The 19444-nt window shown below is 70.0% G+C and carries 19 protein-coding genes; 11 read left to right on the top strand and 8 right to left on the bottom strand.

What is annotated here, in order from left to right; all coding sequences use genetic code 11:
- The first annotated feature begins 125 nt into the window (after positions 1–125).
- Both recA and AB0K15_RS29070 read left to right on the top strand, forming a co-directional pair.
- A complete protein-coding gene (gene recA / locus AB0K15_RS29075) occupies positions 126–1175 on the top strand; it encodes a recombinase RecA (RefSeq protein ID WP_364057201.1) in 1050 nt (349 codons plus the stop codon).
- Positions 1176–1510: 335 nt separating this feature from the next.
- Positions 1511–2038, top strand: coding sequence for a regulatory protein RecX (locus AB0K15_RS29070; RefSeq protein WP_364057634.1), 528 nt, complete (start codon positions 1511–1513; stop codon positions 2036–2038).
- A 136-nt stretch (positions 2039–2174) separates the two neighbouring features.
- On the opposite strand, the gene eda is transcribed toward AB0K15_RS29070, so the two are convergent.
- From eda to AB0K15_RS29055, 3 genes are all read right to left on the bottom strand, one after another.
- Complete coding sequence (eda, locus tag AB0K15_RS29065) at positions 2175–2801, bottom strand: bifunctional 4-hydroxy-2-oxoglutarate aldolase/2-dehydro-3-deoxy-phosphogluconate aldolase (RefSeq protein ID WP_364057198.1); 627 nt, start codon at positions 2799–2801, stop codon at positions 2175–2177.
- Complete coding sequence (gene edd / locus AB0K15_RS29060) at positions 2798–4723, bottom strand: phosphogluconate dehydratase (RefSeq protein WP_364057195.1); 1926 nt, start codon at positions 4721–4723, stop codon at positions 2798–2800. Before edd ends, eda begins: the two co-directional genes overlap by 4 nt.
- Before the next feature lie 191 nt (positions 4724–4914).
- Complete coding sequence (locus tag AB0K15_RS29055; protein ID WP_364057192.1) at positions 4915–6141, bottom strand: cytochrome P450; 1227 nt, start codon at positions 6139–6141, stop codon at positions 4915–4917.
- A gap of 298 nt (positions 6142–6439) precedes the next feature.
- Between AB0K15_RS29055 and AB0K15_RS29050 the strand changes: the two genes are divergently transcribed.
- The 6 genes from AB0K15_RS29050 (at position 6440) to AB0K15_RS29025 (ending at position 12513) form a co-directional block, all read left to right on the top strand.
- Positions 6440–6727, top strand: a complete 288-nt coding sequence (locus AB0K15_RS29050) for a hypothetical protein (protein WP_364057189.1) — start codon at positions 6440–6442, stop codon at positions 6725–6727.
- Positions 6724–7554: a hypothetical protein gene (locus tag AB0K15_RS29045; protein ID WP_364057186.1), complete on the top strand. Its 831-nt coding sequence runs from the start codon at positions 6724–6726 to the stop codon at positions 7552–7554. The genes AB0K15_RS29050 and AB0K15_RS29045 overlap by 4 nt, the downstream gene beginning before the upstream one ends.
- A 64-nt stretch (positions 7555–7618) precedes the next feature.
- The gene (locus AB0K15_RS29040) at positions 7619–9538 is read left to right on the top strand and encodes a fumarate reductase/succinate dehydrogenase flavoprotein subunit (protein WP_364057183.1); all 1920 of its coding nucleotides are present in this window, start codon (positions 7619–7621) and stop codon (positions 9536–9538) included.
- Complete coding sequence (locus AB0K15_RS29035; RefSeq protein WP_364057180.1) at positions 9535–10281, top strand: succinate dehydrogenase/fumarate reductase iron-sulfur subunit; 747 nt, start codon at positions 9535–9537, stop codon at positions 10279–10281. Before AB0K15_RS29040 ends, AB0K15_RS29035 begins: the two co-directional genes overlap by 4 nt.
- A 270-nt stretch (positions 10282–10551) precedes the next feature.
- Positions 10552–10899 carry a hypothetical protein gene (locus AB0K15_RS29030; protein ID WP_364057177.1) on the top strand — a complete coding sequence of 116 codons (348 nt, stop codon included), beginning with the start codon at positions 10552–10554 and terminating at the stop codon, positions 10897–10899.
- A gap of 234 nt (positions 10900–11133) precedes the next feature.
- A complete protein-coding gene (locus tag AB0K15_RS29025) occupies positions 11134–12513 on the top strand; it encodes a DUF4037 domain-containing protein (RefSeq protein ID WP_364057174.1) in 1380 nt (459 codons plus the stop codon).
- A gap of 15 nt (positions 12514–12528) precedes the next feature.
- Here the strand turns inward: AB0K15_RS29025 and AB0K15_RS29020 are convergent, their stop codons facing one another.
- The 5 genes from AB0K15_RS29020 to AB0K15_RS29000 form a co-directional block, all read right to left on the bottom strand.
- The gene (locus AB0K15_RS29020; protein WP_364057171.1) at positions 12529–13200 is read right to left on the bottom strand and encodes a class I SAM-dependent methyltransferase; all 672 of its coding nucleotides are present in this window, start codon (positions 13198–13200) and stop codon (positions 12529–12531) included.
- 130 nt (positions 13201–13330) lie between these two features.
- Complete coding sequence (locus AB0K15_RS29015) at positions 13331–14218, bottom strand: amino acid ABC transporter permease (RefSeq protein WP_364057168.1); 888 nt, start codon at positions 14216–14218, stop codon at positions 13331–13333.
- Positions 14215–14862, bottom strand: coding sequence for an amino acid ABC transporter permease (locus AB0K15_RS29010; RefSeq protein WP_364057165.1), 648 nt, complete (start codon positions 14860–14862; stop codon positions 14215–14217). The genes AB0K15_RS29015 and AB0K15_RS29010 overlap by 4 nt, the downstream gene beginning before the upstream one ends.
- Before the next feature lie 85 nt (positions 14863–14947).
- On the bottom strand, positions 14948–15862 hold the full coding sequence (locus tag AB0K15_RS29005; RefSeq protein ID WP_364057162.1) for a glutamate ABC transporter substrate-binding protein: 915 nt from the start codon (positions 15860–15862) through the stop codon (positions 14948–14950).
- A gap of 80 nt (positions 15863–15942) precedes the next feature.
- The gene (locus tag AB0K15_RS29000) at positions 15943–16671 is read right to left on the bottom strand and encodes an amino acid ABC transporter ATP-binding protein (RefSeq protein ID WP_364057632.1); all 729 of its coding nucleotides are present in this window, start codon (positions 16669–16671) and stop codon (positions 15943–15945) included.
- Between the two features lie 345 nt (positions 16672–17016).
- Between AB0K15_RS29000 and AB0K15_RS28995 the strand changes: the two genes are divergently transcribed.
- The 3 genes from AB0K15_RS28995 to AB0K15_RS28985 form a co-directional block, all read left to right on the top strand.
- Positions 17017–17685: a response regulator transcription factor gene (locus AB0K15_RS28995; protein ID WP_364057159.1), complete on the top strand. Its 669-nt coding sequence runs from the start codon at positions 17017–17019 to the stop codon at positions 17683–17685.
- Positions 17686–17688: 3 nt separating this feature from the next.
- Positions 17689–19086 carry a HAMP domain-containing sensor histidine kinase gene (locus tag AB0K15_RS28990; protein WP_364057156.1) on the top strand — a complete coding sequence of 466 codons (1398 nt, stop codon included), beginning with the start codon at positions 17689–17691 and terminating at the stop codon, positions 19084–19086.
- 41 nt (positions 19087–19127) lie between these two features.
- A partial coding sequence (locus tag AB0K15_RS28985; RefSeq protein ID WP_364057153.1) for a transposase occupies positions 19128–19444 on the top strand: 317 nt, incomplete at its 3' end.

The following is a 19444-nucleotide window of genomic DNA, read 5'->3' as shown; positions in this document are numbered from 1 at the left end:
CCGGCGATCCACAGATCGGTCGCCGTGCCGGGAATTGTCGGTCCCTCCCCGTAGCGTCGGACCGGACAGAGCTTGATCTGGACAACCGAACAAGCCACACAGGCCAACCAGCGAGGTGGACCCCAATGCCAGCAGCACCCGACAAGGACAAGGCGCTCGAGCTTGCCCTTGCGCAGATCGACAAGCAGTACGGCAAGGGCTCGGTGATGCGCCTCGGCGAAGAGGGCCGCGCGCCCATCGCCGTGATCCCCACCGGCGCGATCGCCCTCGACGTCGCGCTCGGCATCGGCGGGCTGCCCCGCGGCCGCGTCATCGAGGTGTACGGCCCGGAGTCCTCCGGTAAGACCACGGTCGCCCTGCACGCGGTGGCCAACGCGCAGAAGAACGGCGGCATCGCGGCGTTCATCGACGCGGAGCACGCGCTGGACCCGGAGTACGCCAAGAAGCTCGGCGTGGACACCGACGCGCTGCTCGTCTCCCAGCCGGACACCGGTGAGCAGGCGCTGGAGATCGCGGACATGCTGATCCGTTCCGGCGCGCTCGACATCCTGGTCATCGACTCCGTGGCCGCGCTCGTGCCGCGCGCCGAGATCGAGGGCGAGATGGGCGACTCGCACGTCGGCCTCCAGGCCCGCCTGATGAGCCAGGCGCTGCGCAAGATGACCGGTGCGATGAACAACTCCGGCACCACCGCGATCTTCATCAACCAGCTGCGCGAGAAGATCGGCGTCATGTTCGGGTCCCCGGAGACCACGACCGGTGGTAAGGCGCTGAAGTTCTACGCCTCGATCCGCCTCGACGTGCGCCGCATCGAGACGCTCAAGGACGGCGGCGAGCCGGTCGGCAACCGCACCCGCGTCAAGGTCGTGAAGAACAAGATGGCCCCGCCCTTCAAGCAGGCCGAGTTCGACATCCTCTACGGCGTGGGCGTCTCCCGTGAGGGCTCGCTCATCGACATGGGCGTCGACCAGGGCATCCTGCGCAAGTCCGGCGCCTGGTACACCTACGAGGGCGACCAGCTCGGCCAGGGCAAGGAAAACGCGCGGAAGTTCCTGCGCGACAACCCGGACATCGCCAACGAGATCGAGAAGCGCATCAAGGAGAAGCTGGGTATCGGCCCGCAGGTCGACGCCGAGGTCGCCGAAGCTGCGGTTCCGGCTCCCGTCGACTTCTGATTCCCGGGGAGCGTCTGCTCGCGAAGAGCGCTCGCCGGACGGAATCAGAAGTGTGTCTTGTGGGGAGTCGAATCCTCACACCCCCCGCCAGGGGGCAAGCCCCCTGGACCCCCGGCGGGGTTGCGTTCGCGAGGTGACCTGGCCCGGTGAGATGGCCGGGTAGTGAAGCAGCGCGGTGTGCTTGCGCTGCGTTTGCAGGTGTGACGGTGGGGCGGCTTGCCGTGGGGTGGGCCGGCCCGTGGGGTGGGGGAGTGGTGGCGCGTCGTCGGGCGGAGAGGGCTCGGCGGGGCGGAAGTGTGCGAGGGAGGAAAGGCGTAGTGGCGAGGGCGCCGAAGGTGGAGCCGGCGGAGCTGCCGCCGGAGGAGCGGGCCAAGAAAGCCAAGGAGATCTGCTTCGATCTCCTGGCGACGCGTGCGCGAACCGTAGACGAACTGCGGCAGACGTTGCGGCGCAAGGGTTTCGACGACGACACCATCGAAACGCTGCTCGGCAAGCTCGACCGCGCCGGCCTCGTCAACGACGCCGAGTTCGCCGAGATGTGGGTCAAGGCCCGGCACGCCGGCCAGGGCCTGTCCCGCACGGCGCTCGTCGCCGAGCTGCGCCGCAAGGGCGTCGACGACGAGATCGCCACGCAGGCCGCCGGCGAGGTCGACCGCGAGGCGGAGGAACAGCGGGCCCGCGAGCTCGTCCGCAAACGCCTGGGCTCCCTCGGCAACGTCGACGAACAGACGGCCATCCGCCGCCTCCTCGGCTTCCTCGGCCGCAAGGGCTACCCGCAGGGCCTCGCCTACACCGTCATCCGCGACGAGCTGCGCGAGTTCGGTGCCGAATCCAGCCTGCTGGACGACGCCACCCTCGACTGATCAGCCCTGGCGCCACCTGGTCCGACGAGCGCAGCCCTGCCGTTCCCACCCCCCGGCGGGAACGGCAGAGCGAGACTCAGCCGCTCGGTACTCAGCCGCCCAGTACTCAGCTGCCCAGTACTCAGCTGCCCGGTACTCAGCTGCGCAGCGCAGCAGCCTCCGCGGCCAGCTTCTCGACCGTCCCGAAGTCCTTGGCCGCCAGCAGCTTCGCCGGCGTCAGCCACGAGCCGCCGATGCAGCCGACGTTCGGCAGCGCCAGGTACGAAGGCGCCGAGTCCACGGTGATCCCGCCGGTCGGGCAGAAGCGCAAGTCCGGCAACGGACCCGTCAGCGACTTCAGGTAGGCCACGCCGCCGCTGGCCTCCGCCGGGAAGAACTTCAACGCGGTCAGGCCGCGCTCTGCCAGCCGCATCGCCTCGGACACCGTCGCGGCGCCCGGCAGGAACGGCAGGCTCGTGGCGAAGCAGGCGTCGAGCACGGCGTCGGTGCAGCCGGGTGTCACGAGGAACTTCGCGCCCGCGTCGGCGGCCTGCGCGGCCTGCGCCGGCGACGTCACGGTGCCCGCACCCACGACGATGTCCGGCACTTCCGCGGCCACCCGCTCGATCGCGGCGAGCGCCACGGGCGTGCGCAGGGTCAGCTCGATCACCCCGATCCCGCCGGCGAGCAACGCGCGCGCGGTGGGCACGGCGTCGTCGACGTCGTCGATCACGACCACGGGCATCACGGGCGAAAGGGCGAGCAGGTCCGAACCGGTGGTCACTGACCGACCTCCTGGGTTTCCAAGGTGTGCAATGGCAGTCCGAGTGTGCCCCGCCCGCCGGGCGCGTCGCGGAGCAGGTCCAGCTCCGCCGTCAGCGGGCCGAAAACGCTCGCACCCTGATCGGCGGGACCCACCGCTCGGCGCAGCGCGCCGAACAGCTCCCGCCCGGTGCCTTCCACGAACGCCGGCGGTGCGTCCAGAAGATCACGGCGCGCGAACTCGTCGGCGTCGACCAGCACGTCGAGCGTGCCGGAGCGAGCGTCGAAGCGCACGACGTCACCGTCGGCGATCCGGGCGATCGGCCCGCCCACCGCGGCCTCCGGCGTGACCTGGATGGCCGCCGGGATCTTGCCCGACGCACCCGACATCCGCCCGTCGGTGAGCAGCGCGACCTGGAAACCGCGGTCCATCAGCACGCCCAGCGCGGGCGTGAGGCCGTGCAGCTCCGGCATGCCGTTGGCCTGCGGTCCCTGCTGGCGCAGCACCACCACGACGTCGCGGCCCAGCTCGCCGGCCTCGAACGCGATCGCGAACGCCTCCTGCGACGTGAACACCCGCGCCGGCGCCTGCACCACGCGGTGCTCCGGCGCCACCGCCGACACCTTCGTCACGGCCCGGCCCAGGTTGCCGGCGACCATGCGCAGCCCGCCGTCCGGCGCGAACGGCCGCCACACCGGGCGCAGCACGTCCTCGTCGAGGCTGCGGGTGGGCACGTCGCGCCACACGAGCTCGCCGTCGGACAGGATCGGCTCCTGCGTGTAGCGGCGCAGCCCGAACCCGGCGACGGTGTGCACGTCCTCGTGCAGGAACCCGGCGTCGAGCAGCGTGCCGACCAGGAACTGGATACCGCCGGCCGCGTGGAAGTGGTTGATGTCCGCGCTGCCGTTCGGATACACGCGCGCCAGCAGCGGCACGACGGCCGAGAGGTCCGAGAAGTCGTCCCACGTCAGCTGGATGCCCGCCGCCGCGGCGATCGCGACGAGGTGCATCGTGTGGTTGGTCGAACCACCCGTGGCGAGTAGTGCGACGATGCCGTTGACGAACGCTTTTTCGTCCAGCACCAGGGAAACCGGCGTGTAGGCCTCGCCGCGCGACAGCTCGACCACGCGCCGGCCGGCCTCTTCCGTGAGGGCCTGGCGCAGCGGCGTGCCGGGCGGCACGAAGCTCGCGCCCGGCAGGTGCAGCCCCATCACCTCGACGACCATCTGGTTCGAGTTGGCGGTGCCGTAGAAGGTGCACGTGCCGGCCGAGTGGTACGACGCCGCCTCCGCGTCGAGCAGGTCCTCGCGCGTCGCGAGACCCTCGGCGTACAGCTGCCGGACGCGGGCTTTTTCCTTGTTGGGCAAGCCGGAGTTCATCGGCCCGGCCGGCACCAGGATCGCCGGCAGGTGGCCGAACGACAGCGCGCCGATCAGCAGCCCGGGCACGATCTTGTCGCACACGCCCAGCAGCAGCGACGCGTCGAACAGGTCGTGGGACAGCGCGATCGCCGTCGCCATCGCGATCACCTCGCGGCTGAACAGCGACAGCTCCATGCCCGGCCGCCCCTGCGTCACCCCGTCGCACATCGCGGGCACGCCGCCCGCGAACTGCGCCACGCCGCCCGCCGCGCGCACCGACTTCTTCAGCCATGCGGGGTACTCCTGCATCGGCTGGTGCGCCGACAGCAGATCGTTGTAGGACGACACGATCGCGACACCCGGCGCACGCAGCTCGCGCAGCGCCGCCTTGTCCACGCCGTCCATCGCGGCGAACCCGTGCGCGAGGTTGCTGCACGCGAGACCGCGGCGCACCGGGCCTTCTTCGTGGGCTGCGGCGCTGCGCGCGAGGTGGGCGGCGCGCGTTTGCGTGCTGCGTTCGACGATGCGGGCGGTGACCTCGGCGACGACGGGATGCACCGTCGTGTCGGGTGTGCTGCTCATGTCCGGCTCCCGGCTCACTCTGTGGTGGGGTCCTGTGTGGTGGGTCCGCGGGACGGCAGCACTGGCGTCTCAGGAACGTGACGGCCACCACGGTAGCCGGTGTGGGCCGGGTTATCAAAATCGATTCAGTAAACCCCGGAAGAACAGCGTGCCGCGCCGGTGTGTCGGGCGCGGCACGCTTGTTTCCGGGTTCACGGGGCCGTGGTCGTCCAGGTGACGGGCAGCTCGTGGACGCCGTAGATGTTCATGTCCGTCCGGAGTTTCACCTGGTCGGCGGGGATGGCGAGCCGCAGCGTCGGAAAGCGCCGCAGCAGCGCCGCGAACCCGGCGCGCATCTCGATGCGGGCCAGCTGCTGGCCGAGGCACTGGTGCACGCCGTGGCCGAAGGCCAGCTGGCCGCGCGAGTTGCGGCGGAGGTCCAGCGTGTCGGGGTTCTCGAAGCGCCGCGGGTCGCGGTTGGCGGCCAGCGTCGAGACGACGACGGTCGAGCCGGCCGGGATCGTCTCTCCGCCGAGCTCGAGGTCTTCCGTGGCGTAGCGGAAGTTGATGTCGACCACCGACAGGTACCGCATGAGCTCCTCGACGGCCCCGGGCAGCAGCTCCGGGTCGGCGCGCAGCTCGGCGAGCTGCTCGGGGTGCTCCAGCAGCGCGAACGTGCCGAGCGCCAGCATGTTCGCGGTGGTCTCGTGGCCCGCGAGCAGCAGCAGGAACGCGATACCGGTCAGCTCCTCGATGCTGAGGTCCTCCTGCCGGGCCAGGTCGGACAGGATGTCCTCACCGGGCTCGGCGCGCTTTCCCGCCACCAGGTTGCCGAGGTAGGTGGTGAGCGCGCCGTACGCCGCCATCTTCGCCTCGAGCTCCTGCTCCTTGACCAGGAACTTGGCCGAGTTGGCCTGGAAATCGGCCCGGTCCTCGTACGGCACACCCAGCAGCTCGCAGATCACCAGCGACGGCACCGGCAACGCGAACTCCTTGACGAGGTCCACCGTCGGCGTCAGCTGCGCCATCGCGTCCAGCTGCCGCTCCACGACCTCGGCGATGTGGTCCTCCAGCTGCTTCATCCGCTTGACGGTGAACGCGCCCGTCAGCTTGCGCCGCAGCCGCGTGTGATCCGGCGGATCCATCGCGATGAACAACCCGGGCACCTGCGGCGACGGCTCCGTGGCGACCGGCATCCCGGGCGTCTCGTAGGGCACGTGCATGACCCCCAGGTCCTGCCGCGAGCTGAACCGCGTGTCGGCCAGCAGCTGCCGCACCTCGTCGTACCCGGTGACCAGCCAGCCCTCGTGCCCGTCCGGGAACAGCATCGGGCTGACCGGCCGCGCCTCCCGCAACCGCGTGATCTCCCGCGGCGGATCGAACGGCCCCGCGTCGCGCTCCATCGGCAACCCCTGCGGGACAGACACCGTCTGGCTCATGGGGACTTCCTTTCGTGGTGGTCGTGGTCACCACTGTGGCGGGCCCGGCTGACACCGCCCTGATACCGCTCTGACACGAGCGAAACAGCCGGATCCCGGCTGCCGATTCGACCCCTGACCAGCGTGCCGGCGGCCTGCGCGCCAAGACACGCCCCGAGAGGGGTCGACTCCCAAGGTCAAGAGGCAATACGCTAGTGAATGTGCTACTTGTCACATAGCACAACGCGAGGCAGAGTCGTACGTGGCGAAGTGATCGTCACCCGGTTCCTGTCAGCCCCACCGAACAGGGAGGCTTCCGATGTCCACCACAGAGCTCGCCGAACTGCGGCGCACCATCGGCCAGTTGCGGCAGTGCGTGGGCGCCCTGCGCTCTCGGTACGGCGACGCCTCGGCGGTGCGCCGGCTGGCCAACGATGTCGAGCGCCTCGACATCGACACCGCGGAGCTGGACGGCCACCCGCAGGCCGTGCCGGCGCAGGCGAAACCCGTGGACCGCGTGCCCGTCCCGGACACCCCGTACGATCCGGCGCTCTGGCACGGCGCCGACGACGAAGGTGTTGGCGGCTACAAGCGCGACCAGCGGTGAGCGCCCCCGCTGACAACGACGTCAGCCGGGCCGGCACCGGCGTCCGCTCCCCGGGGCGGGCGCTTCTGGCCGACCGGACGTTGCGCACCGACCGGTGGTGGCTGCAACCCCTGCTCACCGTGCTGGGGCTCGCGACCTTCATCGTCTACGCGACGGTCCGGGCGTTCGTGCGCACCGCGTACTGGGTGCCCGACTACCACTACCTGACGCCGTTCTACTCGCCGTGCGTGTCCACTTCCTGCGTCGAGGGCTCGAGCCACTTCGGGCACTGGTTCGGCGACTTCCCGAGCTGGATCCCGCTCGGGGCGCTGGTCCTGCCGTTCCTGCTCGGCTTCCGCCTGACCTGCTACTACTACCGCAAGGCGTACTACCGCTCGGTCTGGTTCTCGCCGCCCGCGTGCGCCGTGGCCGAGCCGCACGGGAAGTACTCCGGCGAGACGAAGCTGCCGCTGATCATCCAGAACGTGCACCGCTACTTCTTCTACGTCGCGGTGATCGTGTCGCTGGTCAACACCTACGACGCCGTGGTCGCGTTCCAGAGCCCCAGCGGGTTCGGCTTCGGGCTGGGCAACATCATCATCGTCGCCAACGTGGTGCTGCTCTGGGCGTACACGCTCTCCTGCCACTCGTGCCGGCACGTCACCGGCGGCAGGCTGAAGCACTTCTCGAAACATCCCGTCCGGTACTGGGTCTGGACGCAGGTCTCGAGGCTCAACACCCGGCACATGCAGCTCGCGTGGACGACGCTCGGCACGCTGGTGCTGACCGACCTCTACGTGATGCTCGTGTCGAGCGGAGCCATCGCGGATCTGCGTTTCGTCGGCTAGCGTCGGCACCCTCTCTCCGGCAGTAGGAAGACAACGGCGTCCAAGCTCCGAGGTGGCTCTATTCATGACCGAGGTCGAACGGCACAGCTACGACGTGGTGGTGATCGGTGCCGGCGGCGCCGGTCTGCGCGCGGTGATCGAGGCCCGCGAACGCGGTTTCAGCGTCGCCGTGGTGTGCAAGTCCCTGTTCGGCAAGGCCCACACCGTGATGGCCGAAGGCGGCTGCGCGGCGTCGATGGGCAACGCGAACCCGAACGACAACTGGCAGGTGCACTTCCGCGACACCATGCGCGGCGGCAAGTTCCTCAACAACTGGCGCATGGCCGAGCTGCACGCCAAGGAGGCCCCGGACCGCGTCTGGGAGCTGGAGACCTACGGCGCGCTGTTCGACCGCACGGCCGACGGGCGCATCAGCCAGCGCAACTTCGGCGGCCACACCTACCCGCGCCTCGCGCACGTCGGTGACCGCACCGGGCTCGAGCTGATCCGCACGATGCAGCAGAAGATCGTTTCGCTGCAGCAGGAGGACTTCGCGAAGTACGGCGACTACGAGGCGCGCATCAAGGTCTTCGCCGAGTGCACCGTCACCGAGCTGCTCCTGTCCGACGGCAAGATCGCCGGCGCGTTCGGCTACTGGCGCGAGAGCGGGCGGTTCATCCTCTTCGACGCGCCCGCCGTGGTGCTCGCGACGGGAGGCATCGGCAAGTCGTTCAAGGTCACGTCGAACTCGTGGGAGTACACCGGCGACGGCCACGCGCTGGCCCTGCGCGCGGGCGCGAAGCTGATCAACATGGAGTTCGTGCAGTTCCATCCCACGGGGATGGTCTGGCCGCCGAGCGTGAAGGGCATCCTCGTCACCGAAGGCGTGCGCGGTGACGGCGGCGTGCTCAAGAACTCCGAGGACAAGCGGTTCATGTTCGAGTACGTGCCCGACGTGTTCAAGGGCCAGTACGCGGACAGCGAGGACGAGGCCGACCGCTGGTACGCCGACGCCGACAACAACCGCCGCACGCCCGACCTGCTGCCGCGCGACGAGGTGGCGCGCGCGATCAACTCCGAGGTGAAGGAGGGGCGCGGTTCCCAGCACGGCGGCGTCTACCTCGACATCGCGAGCCGCCTGCCCGCCGAGGAGATCCGGCGCCGGCTGCCGTCGATGTACCACCAGTTCAAGGAACTGGCCGACGTCGACATCACCAAGGAGGCCATGGAGGTCGGCCCCACCTGCCACTACGTGATGGGCGGCATCGAGGTCGACCCGGACACGGGCGCGGCGAGCGTGCCCGGCCTGTTCGCGGCGGGGGAGTGCTCCGGCGGCATGCACGGCTCCAACCGGCTCGGCGGCAACTCGCTGTCCGACCTGCTGGTGTTCGGCCGCCGCGCGGGCCTCGGCGCCGCGTCTTATGTGGACGGTCTCGGCGACTCGCGTCCGGCCGTGGCGGAGTCCGATGTGGACGCCGCCGCGAAGATGGCGCTGGCGCCGTTCGACCCGCCCGCGCAGGGCGTGGCCGAAAACCCGTACACGCTGCACACCGAGCTGCAGCAGTCGATGAACGACCTCGTCGGCATCATCCGCAAGGCCGACGAGATCCGCCAGGCGCTGGAGAAGCTCGGCGAAATCCGGCAGCGCATGGCGCAGGTGACCGTGGAGGGGCACCGGCAGTTCAACCCCGGCTGGCACCTCGCCGTGGATCTGCGCAACATGCTGCTGGTGAGCGAGTGTGTCGCCCGCGCGGCGCTGCTGCGCACCGAGAGCCGCGGCGGCCACACGCGCGACGACTACCCCAGCATGGACGCCGATTGGCGGCACAAGCTGCTGGTGTGCTCGGCGAAGGCGGGGGACAATCCTGTGGTACCGGACGTCGACGTGGTGGAGAAGGAGCAGATCCCGCTCCGGGAGGACCTGCTCGAGCTGTTCGAGCTCGACGAGCTCGGCAAGTACTTCACCGACGCCGAGCTGGAGAACCACTCCGGGAGGAACGCGTGAGCTACAAGGCCAGTTTCCGGGTGTGGCGCGGCGACGAGACCGGCGGCGAGCTGCAGGATTTCAAGGTGGAGGTCAACGAGGGCGAGGTGGTCCTCGACATCATCCACCGCTTGCAGGCCACGCAGGCCTCCGACCTCGCCGTGCGCTGGAACTGCAAGGCGGGCAAGTGCGGCTCCTGCTCGGCCGAGGTGAACGGCAAACCGCGCCTGATGTGCATGACGCGCATGTCGACGTTCACCGAGGACGAGGTCATCACGGTCACGCCGATGCGCACGTTCCCCGTGATCCGCGACCTCGTGACGGACGTGTCCTTCAACTACACCAAGGCCCGCGAGATCCCCTCGTTCACGCCGCCCCCGGATCTGAAGCCGGGGGAGTACCGGATGCAGCAGGTGGACGTCGAGCGCTCGCAGGAGTTCCGCAAGTGCATCGAGTGCTTCCTGTGCCAGAACACCTGCCACGTGGTGCGCGACCACGAGGAGAACAAGGAGTCGTTCGCGGGGCCGCGGTACCTGATGCGCATCGCCGAGCTGGAAATGCACCCGCTCGACGTGGCCGACCGTCGTGACGCGGCGCAGGAGGAGCACGGGCTCGGGTACTGCAACATCACGAAGTGCTGCAGCGAGGTCTGCCCGGAAGGCATCCACATCACGGACAACGCGCTGATCCCGATGAAGGAGCGGGTCGCCGACCGCAAGTACGACCCGATCGTGTGGCTGGGCAACAAGCTCTTCCGCAAGTGAGACGGGCGCAGCTGGCCGGCGCCGTCGTCACCGCGCTGGCCGCCGCGTGCCCTTCGTCGGTGGCCCGGCTGCGAGGCTCACTCGCCGCGGCACCGCCGACGCCTTCAGCGACATCGACGTGGAGTGGATCGTCCCCGACGGCCGCGTCCCCGCCTGCTTGGCCGACGTCCGGGCGGTCCTGGACCGCGTACGCCCGGTCGCCGCGGTACGCACCTCGCCCACTTCTTCCACTCACCACAGCGGCGGCTGCTGTTCGTCCGCTTCGCGCGGGTGCCCCTGTTCTGGCGCCTGGACTTGGCGGTGCGAGAGACCTCGGCGGCCCCCGATCCCGGCCCCGGCGACCCCGCGGCGCACGTCCGCGACGGCGAGTGGTCCCGCCCGGCGAGCGCACTGGCCAACGCCCTCGGCGCGATCAAGGCCGTCGCCCGCGGCCGCCTGGCCGACGCGACCGGTTTGCTGGAACGGGGCTTCGCGCGGATCGGCGAACCGGACACCGCCACGGGGCGGTGGGTGGACGACGTCACGCGGCTCTCCCGTGCGGCTGCCGCTCGGGAAGCGGAGCTCTTGCCGTTGGCAGAGGAGACGATCGCGTTGGCTGCGAGGGAACTCGGTGCCTGAGCCGTTCCGGTGCAGTCAAATCGAGTAGGTCACGTTCGCGACCGGCCGGTCTCTCAATGGTGCCCGTGCCCGACGCAACGGCTTGGGGGCACAATTTCATGCGCTTGACCGGAGTAGGAACAGCGGACTTCCCGCTGTGCCCTCTCGGGCTCCTCTCCGGCCCCGAGACAGGCCCCGGCCCTCCCCGGGGGCTGCCCCGATTCCGTTCTACCGAGGTGAGGGTCCTGAAATTGGGTGCTGTGCTCCCTCGACCTCGCCGTCGAAGCGGGTCTTCCGATCGCCGCCGGCTCGGACCTCGCGCCGCGGCCGCAGGTCGACTTGCTGACCGAGCGGCGCCTGCTCGCCGCCGCCGGTCTCGGTCCCGCGGGCGCCCTGCGCGCCGCCACGAGCGGCGCGGCCCGGCTCCTGCGCCTCGACGACCGCGGCCGCGTCGCCCCGGGGCTTCGCGCCGACCTCGTGCTGCTCGACGGCCCACCGTGGACGTCGCCGACCTCGCCGGTCGCATCCGCGCGGTCTGGCAAGCGGGGCACCGGGTGCGCGGCTAAAACCGCTCGCGGAGCGGCGGCCGGGCGCGACACACTCGCCGGCGTGGACTTCCTGCCCGGTCTCGAGCTCGCCCGCCGCTTTCACGCCGACGTCGTGCGCCCGATCCTCGAACGCCGCGGGCTCACGTACTCCGCCGCGTTGATCGGCCCCGGCTCCGAAGTCCTCGGCTTCGACACCGAACGCTCCACCGACCACGACTGGGGTCCGCGCCTGCAACTGTTCGTCCGAGAACCCGGCGACCTCGACGACCTGCTCGCCCACGAGCTGCCCCGCGAATTCCTGGGCCACTCCACGCACTTCGCCGACAACGAAGGCGACCCGACGAAGCGCATGTCCCCGGCCGACGGCCCGGTCCGCCACGCCGTGGAGATCGCCGACGTCGAGACGTGGTTCACCGCCCGGCTCGGCTTCCTGCCCGGCGAAGCCGTGTCCCGGCACGACTGGCTCACCACCCCGGCGCAGACCCTCGCCGAGCTCACCGGCGGCGCGGTCTTCCACGACGGCCTCGGCCGCCTCGGCGCTCTCCGGGCCGCGCTGGCCTGGTACCCCGACGACGTGTGGCGCGAGGTCCTCGCCGGGCAATGGCGGCGCATCGCGCAGGAAGAGGCGTTCGTCGGCCGCTGCGGCGAGGTCGGCGACGAGCTCGGGTCCGCCGTCGTCGCCGCGCGGCTCGTGCGGGACCTCATGTGCCTGTGCCTGCTGATGGCGCGCCGGTACCCGCCGTACTCGAAGTGGCTCGGCAGCGCGTTCGCGCGGCTGCCCCTAGCACCGGAGCTGACACCACACCTCGCCGGCGCCCTGGCCGCCACCTCGTGGCGCGAGCGGGAAACGCACCTGGCCACTGCCTACGAAACCGTTGCGGCACAACATAACCGCCTCGGGCTGACCGAGCCGATCGACCCGCGCACCCGCGGCTTCCACAATCGCCCTTACCGCGTTCTCGGCGCCGACCGCTTCGTCGCCGCGCTTCACCCGGGCGCGATCGGGGCGATCGACCAGTGGGTGGACAGCACCGACGTCCTCGGCCGCCACGAACGGACCCGCGCGGTCGGCCGCGGCCTCACGTGAGTTCCCGACGGAAAGTCAGGGTTGCCGCGCGGTCAGCACCGCGAACGGCGGATTCGCGACGAGTGGCCGCCAGGACTCGTCGTCAGTAGGCACCGTCACCGGCTGCTGTTCGATCGAGCGCAGACCCGCGGCGGCGAGGGCCGCCTCGACCGTTCCCGGCGCTCGGACGAACGACTCGAACGACACCGGCGGATCGGCCTCCACGCGGACCGTCACCCGCGTGCCCTCGGCTTCCTCGAAGTCCGGTGTCACGGCGAAACCCGGCACGGCGCCGGCGAGCGCGGCCGGCGTCAGGTGCGCGAAGACGAGCAGCCCACCCGGCCGGACGTTCGCCGCCAGCCCCGCGACCACCACGTCGAGCGGACCCGCGACGCCGAAGGCCACGACCACGTCGAAGTCACCGATCACCGGCAGCTTCAGCGGCGAGTGCACCTCGCAGGAGATCCCCAGCGGATCGCGTTCCTCCTGCCGTTGCGCATACGCGATCAGCGAGCGGTCCGCGTCGACCCCGACCACCCGCGACGCTCCGGCCGCGCGGAACAGCCGAGGGTAAAAGCCCGTGCCGGCGCCGACGACCAGCACCCAGCGTCCCGCCAGGGGACCCGCGGCCGCCATGACGGTCGAGGTCTCGGCGATGCCGACGGGGCTGTGGTGAACCACTTCGTGGTGTTCGGGGAGATCCGGCACGGGCGGGCTCCTGCCTGGCGGGGCGTGCTCTCGACGCTAATCCGCGGCCAGGCGACCCGACAGGTGCATCCGGAGCAGCGCACGAAAAAGGCCCCCGCGGGTGCGGGGGCCTTTTCGAACGACCGGACCGTCAGAGGCCGCCGACAGCACCACCGCCGGCGGCGGTGCCGAGCACGACCTGCTCCGCCTTGTTGTCCGTGGTCTCGATGTGCTTCTTGCTCCGCCGGTTGCGCTTCTCGACCCACGTCGCGAGGGCGGTGAGCAGCAGGCACAGCACGATGTAGATGCCGGCCGCCACGAGGGTCGACGGCACGATCGGGCGCCCGAACACGCCCTGCGAGCCGATGTAGCGCGCGTAGTAGAGCAGTTCGGGGTAGGTGACCAGGAACCCGAGTGCGGTGTCCTTCAGCAGCACCACGAGCTGGCTGATGATCGTCGGCAGCATCGCGCGGATCGCCTGCGGCAGCAGCACCGTGAACATGACCTGTGACTTGCGCATGCCCAGCGCATATGCCGCTTCTGACTGGCCCTTCGGCAGCGAGTTGATGCCGGCGCGGAACACCTCCGCGAGCACCGAACCGTTGTACAACGTCAAGCCCAGCACCACGGCGAACAGCGGTGAGGTGTCGACGCCGACCGCCGGCAGGCCGTAGTAGAAGAGGAACATCAGGATCAGCAGCGGGATCGCGCGGAAGAACTCCACGATGAACGTGGAGATCCCGCGGAGCCACACGCGTTCGGACAGCCGGCCGGCCGCGAACACCGCGCCGAAGATCAGGGCGAACACGGCGCCGAGGGCGAACGCTTCGAGCGTGGCCAGCACGGCGTTGGCGAGATCCGCCTGCACCTGCGAGTACTGCAGCCATTCCCACTTTTGCGCGGTGAACTGGCCGCTCTCGTAGAACTTGTAGACCACGAACGCGATCAGGGCGATGACCGCGAGGATGCCGATCCCGGCGTAGATCCGGTGCCGCACCCGCGACTTCGGGCCGGGAAGGTCGAACAGGACGCTGCTCATCGGGCCACACTCCAGCGCTTCTCCAGGCTGCGCTGAACCAGGGACAGCACGGCGACCAGGATGATGAAACCGAGCGCCACCCACAGGAGGGCGATCAGCTGGCTGTCGCCGCGCTCGGAGATGTACTGGCGGATCGCGCCCGCCTCGGCGACCGAGAACCCGCTGGCGATCGTGCTGTTCTTGAGCAGCGCGATCAACGTGCTGATCAGCGGCGGGACGACCGAGCGCAGCGACTGCGGCAATACGATCTGGCCGAGGATCTGGCTGAAGGTGAGGCCGAGCGCGCGGGCTGCCTCGGCCTGGCCGACCGGCACGGTGTTGATGCCCGAGCGCACGACCTCGCAGATGAAGGCCGACGTGTACACCGTCAGCGCGATCACCGCGTAGGTGAAGTAGTCGAGGTCGACGATGCCGAGCCGCGGGTAGGCGAACACGAAGAACGCGAACACCAGCGTGAGCGGTGTGTTGCGCACGACGGTGACGTAGACCGTACCGATCGACCGCAGCACCGGGACCGGGCTCACCCGCAGCATCGCCAGGATCGTGCCGAACACCAAGCTGCCGACGCCGGCGATCAGGAACAGTTCGATCGTGCGAAGGAAGAACGGACCGAACAGGTCCAGATTGTCGAGCAGGACGTCCATGGAGCCTTCCCCGCGTCCGTGGGACGGAAGTTTACGTGGAGCGGCCGGTGGACGACAGATCCCGTCCACCGGCCGTCGAGCTGGATCAGTAGCGCTGGATCGCCGGCTTCGTCGCGGTCGCGCCGGACTTGCCGAGGGTGGCGTCGTAGATCTTCTGCCAGGTGCCGTCGTCGAGGCTGGCCTGCAGCAGGTCGTCCATCTTCGTGCGCAGCACCTTGTCGTCCTTGTTCAGGCCGATGCCGTAGGGCTCCTGCGAGAACGGCTTGCCGACGACCTTGAACGAGTCGGGGTCCTGGGCGGCGAAGCCCTTGAGGATCGCGTCGTCGGTGGTGACGGCGTCGACCTCCTTGGTGCTCAGCTTGTCCACGCACTGCGAGTACTTCTGGAACTCGACGATGTTGCCCGGCTCCGTCAGGCCCTGGTCACGCACGCGCTGGATCGGGGTCGACCCGGTCACCGAACAGACCTTCTTGCCCTTCAACGTCTCCGGGCCGGTGATCGACGTGTCGTCCTTGCGCACCAGCAGATCCTGACCGGCCTGGAAGTACGGGCCGGCGAACGAAACCTGGGTCTTGCGCTTGTCGGTGATCGTGTAGGTGCCGACGTAGTAGTCGACCTGGCCGTTGGAGATGGCCTGTTCACGCGCGGCCGAGTCGACCGTGGTGAACTTGATCTTGTCCGGGGCGACGCCCAGGCCGGCGGCGATCATCCGGGCGATCTCGATGTCGAAGCCCTCGAACTTGCCGGTGGTCGGGTCCTTCAGGCCGAGGCCCGGCTGGTCGTCCTTGACGCCGACGGTGACCGTGCCGGCCGACTTGATCTTGGCGAAGGTGGCCGAGCCGGGCAGGTCGACGTTCTGCGCCACGGCGTAGGTCGGCAGCGCGGCGGTGTTCGTGCCACTGGCGTCGCCACCGGGGGCCGCGGGCGTGCCTTCCTTGCCGCAAGCGGTCAGCAGCAGGCCGCCGGCGAGCAGCCCTGCCGCGAGGGTGCGGATCCTCATTGCATGTCTCCTGTATCTGTCGTCGGTATGGCCGGTGCGGCCACCGGGTACGGCAGGTGCCGGGGAAAATCCGGTAGTCGTCAGTGGGTGAGGATCTTCCCGAGGAAGTCCTTCGCCCGGTCGCTCTTCGGCTGGGTGAAGAACTCGTCGGGCGTGGTGTCCTCGACGATCTCGCCGTCGGCCATGAAGATCACCCGATCGGCTGCCCGGCGGGCGAAGCCCATTTCATGGGTGACCACGAGCATGGTCATGCCGTCCTTGGCCAGGCCGGTCATCACGTCGAGCACCTCCTGGACCATTTCCGGGTCCAGTGCCGAGGTGGGTTCGTCGAACAGCATCACCTTGGGGCGCATCGCGAGCGCCCGGGCGATGGCCACGCGCTGCTGCTGGCCGCCCGAGAGCTGGGCCGGGTACTTGTCCGCCTGGTTCGCGATGCCGACTCGTTCGAGCAGCTCCATCGCGGTCTTGCGCGCGTCGGCGGAGGAGGCCTTGCGGACCTTCACCGGCGCGAGCATCACGTTCTCGAGGATCGTCTTGTGCGCGAACAGGTTGAACGACTGGAAGACCATGCCGACGTCCGCGCGCAGCGCCGCGAGCGCCTTGCCCTCGGCCGGCAGGGGCACGCCGTCGACGGCGATCTCGCCGGCGTTGATCGGCTCCAGCCGGTTGATGGCCCGGCACAGCGTCGACTTGCCGGACCCGGACGGCCCGAGCACCACCACGACCTGGCCGCGAGGCACCTCGAGGTTGATCTCCTTCAGCACGTGCAGGTCGCCGAAGAACTTGTTCACGGCGGTCGCCTTGATCATCGGCGCCGCCACCTCCGCGGTCATCTTGGCCTCCAGAGCTCCTTCACCACCGGCATCTGCGGGACCGGATCCCCCGTCGATGGCGGAAACCTACTCCCGTCGGACCCTTTGTAAAGGCGGCTTGAGCAATACTTAGGGTTTCAAGTACGTATCGACTTCCGGCGCCGTCCGGGCTGGTCGGCGGCCTTCCGTGCTGCTCAGCCTAGCCACGACCACACTCGGTGAGCACGCGATGCGGGCCGGAAGGGTGACGGAGGGTCATCCTTTGTGCCCGGTCGTGGTCGCCCTCGGGTGCCCCCTAGAGTTCCTCGCTACCGTGGGCTGGATCACCGGGGGAGGCGAGCGGTGCGGGTGCTGCTGGTGGAGGACGACGACCGGGTCGCGGGCGCCCTCGTGCCCGCGCTGACGCGGCGCGGCCTGGAGATGCAACGGCTGGCCTCGGGCGCCGGCGTGCTGGACCGCGTGCACGACGTGGACGTGGTGCTGCTCGACCTCGGGCTGCCCGACGTCGACGGCGTGGTGCTGTGCCGGCGCATCCGCGCGGTCAGCGACGTCGCCGTGATCGTGGTGTCGGCGCGCGGCGAGGTGGACGACCGGGTGCAGGGGCTGCGCGCAGGGGCCGACGACTACCTCGTGAAGCCCTATGACGTGGAGGAGCTGCTCGCGCGCGTCGAAGCGGTGCGACGTCGTCGTGGCGAGCGCACCGACGGGCCCGCGCCGGTGATCGAGGTCGGCGACGTGAGCATCGACCTCGCGCGCCACGAGGTGCTGGTGGCCGGGCAGGCGATCGCCTTGTCCCGCAAGGAGTTCCAGGTCCTCGCGCTCGTCGCGGGCGCGCGTGGCTCGGTCTGCTCGCGCGAGCACGTGCTCACCGAGGTGTGGGGTCATCGGGGCGCGGCGGAAAGCCGTTCGCTCGACGTCCACGTGGCCACGCTGCGCACGAAACTGGGGCGCCCGGCGCTGATCGAGACCGTCCGTGGCGTCGGGTACCGCCTCGGCGGCGGGCGGGGCTGAGCCGTGCGCGTCCGCCTCCAGGGGATCGTGGTCACGCTCGTCGCGCTGCTCGTGTTCGGGCTCGGTATCCCCCTGGCACTGACGATGGCGGGCAGTCTTCAGCAGAACCTGTTCCTCGACCGGCTCACCGACACCGCTCGGTTCGCCTCGCTCGCGCAACGGCCGCTGATCGACAACCGGCCCGCGCTGCTGGAGCCGGAGCTACGCCGCTACACCGAGGTCTACGGCGTGAAGGTCGTGGTGGTGAACCAGGACGGCGTGGCAGTGCTCAGCTCGCTGGGCGGCACCGACGCGGCGCGCATCGACCGTTCGGCCATCGCGGCACCCGTCAACGAGGCGCTCGCCGGCCGCCACCCGGAGCCCGGTCCGCTGCTGATGCCGTGGACGACGGCCCCGCTGGTGCTGGCCGAGCCGATCCTCATCGACGGCGAGGTGCGTGGTGTCGTCGTCACGGAGTCTTCGACCGACCACGTGCGCACGCGGCTGCTGTGGCAGTGGCTCGTGCTCGCGGCGGGTGCGGTGGTGGCGTTCGGGCTCGCGCTGCTGGTCGCGATCCCGGTGGTGCGCTGGACGCTGCGGCCCGTGCGCCGGCTCGACGAAGCGACGGGCGCGCTGGTGGCCGCCGTGGTGAGCGGGCGCGAGGCCGAACCGGTGGGGGAGAGCGGCGGGCCGCCTGAGCTGCGGAAACTCGGCCGTTCCTTCGACCGGATGGCGGCGAGCGTCTCGGAGGCGCTGGCTGCGCAACGGGCGTTCGTCGCCGATGCGTCGCACCAGCTGCGCAACCCGCTGACGGCGTTGAAACTGCGGCTGGGCAACCTCGAAGGCCACGTGGACGACGACGCCGCGGCCGCCGACCTCGACGCCGCCCGCGTGGACGCCGGCCGGCTCAACCAGATCCTCGACGAGCTGCTGTCGATGGCCCGCGCGGAGTCGGCGGGCGGTGAGCTCGTGGCGGAGGACCTCGGCGCGGTGGTGGCCGACCGGGTCGCCGACTGGAGTGTCGTGGGTGCGGCGCGTGACGTCGCGCTGGAAACCGACGCCGACGTCAACGGCACGCGGGTGCTGCTGCCGCCGCGGGGGCTCGAGGTGATCCTGGACGCGCTGATCGACAACGCGCTCAAGTTCACCGGCCAGGGCACCTCGGTGCACGTGTCGGCGGTGAACGGCGGCGATCGGGTGACCCTGGCTGTGCGCGACCGCGGGCCGGGCCTGCGCGAGGACGAGCTGGAACGGGCCGTGGACCGCTTCTGGCGCAGCAGCGCGCACCAGAATGTGCCCGGCTCGGGCCTGGGGCTCGCGATCGTGCGCGAGATCGTCCGCCACTCCGGCGGCGACATGCGCCTGTCGCTGCCGGACGGCGGCGGGCTGCGGATCGAGCTGGACCTGCGGGTCGCGCCCTAGTACTGCAACGGCAGTTGGTGGTGTTGTGGTAGATCATCCTGGTGGTGGTCGATGTGGTGATGGATCAGCTGGATCGGGTGCATGAGCGGATCGGGGGCCGGTTCGCGCGGTCGGAGCCGCGGAATCGTGCGCGGGAGTATGTGTCCGGGCTGGTCGCAGGCTTGGAGCGGAAGAACGGCTGGACGCTGGCCGAGCAGGCCGGCGAAGTCTCGCCGGACGGGATGCAGCGGCTGCTGCGCCGGGCGGACTGGGACATCGACGGCGTCCGCGATGACGTGCGCGACTACGTGGTCGAGCATCTCGGTGAACCGGGCGGGGTGCTGATCGTGGATGACACCGGGTTCCTGAAGAAGGGCAC

The organism is Amycolatopsis sp. NPDC049253, from assembly GCF_040678995.1.
Lineage (GTDB): Bacteria > Actinomycetota > Actinomycetes > Mycobacteriales > Pseudonocardiaceae > Amycolatopsis.
This window is presented reverse-complemented; position numbering and strand designations above follow the sequence as displayed.

What these genes read in the sequence shown, in the direction of transcription:
- recA (WP_364057201.1), top strand. Translation starts at nt 126, where the DNA reads ATGCCAGCAGCACCCGACAAGGACAAGGCGCTCGAGCTTGCCCTTGCG.
- edd (WP_364057195.1), bottom strand. Translation starts at nt 4,723, where the DNA reads ATGAGCAGCACACCCGACACGACGGTGCATCCCGTCGTCGCCGAGGTC.
- AB0K15_RS29055 (WP_364057192.1), bottom strand. Translation starts at nt 6,141, where the DNA reads ATGAGCCAGACGGTGTCTGTCCCGCAGGGGTTGCCGATGGAGCGCGAC.
- AB0K15_RS29050 (WP_364057189.1), top strand. Translation starts at nt 6,440, where the DNA reads ATGTCCACCACAGAGCTCGCCGAACTGCGGCGCACCATCGGCCAGTTG.
- AB0K15_RS29040 (WP_364057183.1), top strand. Translation starts at nt 7,619, where the DNA reads ATGACCGAGGTCGAACGGCACAGCTACGACGTGGTGGTGATCGGTGCC.
- AB0K15_RS29015 (WP_364057168.1), bottom strand. Translation starts at nt 14,218, where the DNA reads ATGAGCAGCGTCCTGTTCGACCTTCCCGGCCCGAAGTCGCGGGTGCGG.
- AB0K15_RS29010 (WP_364057165.1), bottom strand. Translation starts at nt 14,862, where the DNA reads ATGGACGTCCTGCTCGACAATCTGGACCTGTTCGGTCCGTTCTTCCTT.
- AB0K15_RS29005 (WP_364057162.1), bottom strand. Translation starts at nt 15,862, where the DNA reads ATGAGGATCCGCACCCTCGCGGCAGGGCTGCTCGCCGGCGGCCTGCTG.
- AB0K15_RS29000 (WP_364057632.1), bottom strand. Translation starts at nt 16,671, where the DNA reads ATGATCAAGGCGACCGCCGTGAACAAGTTCTTCGGCGACCTGCACGTG.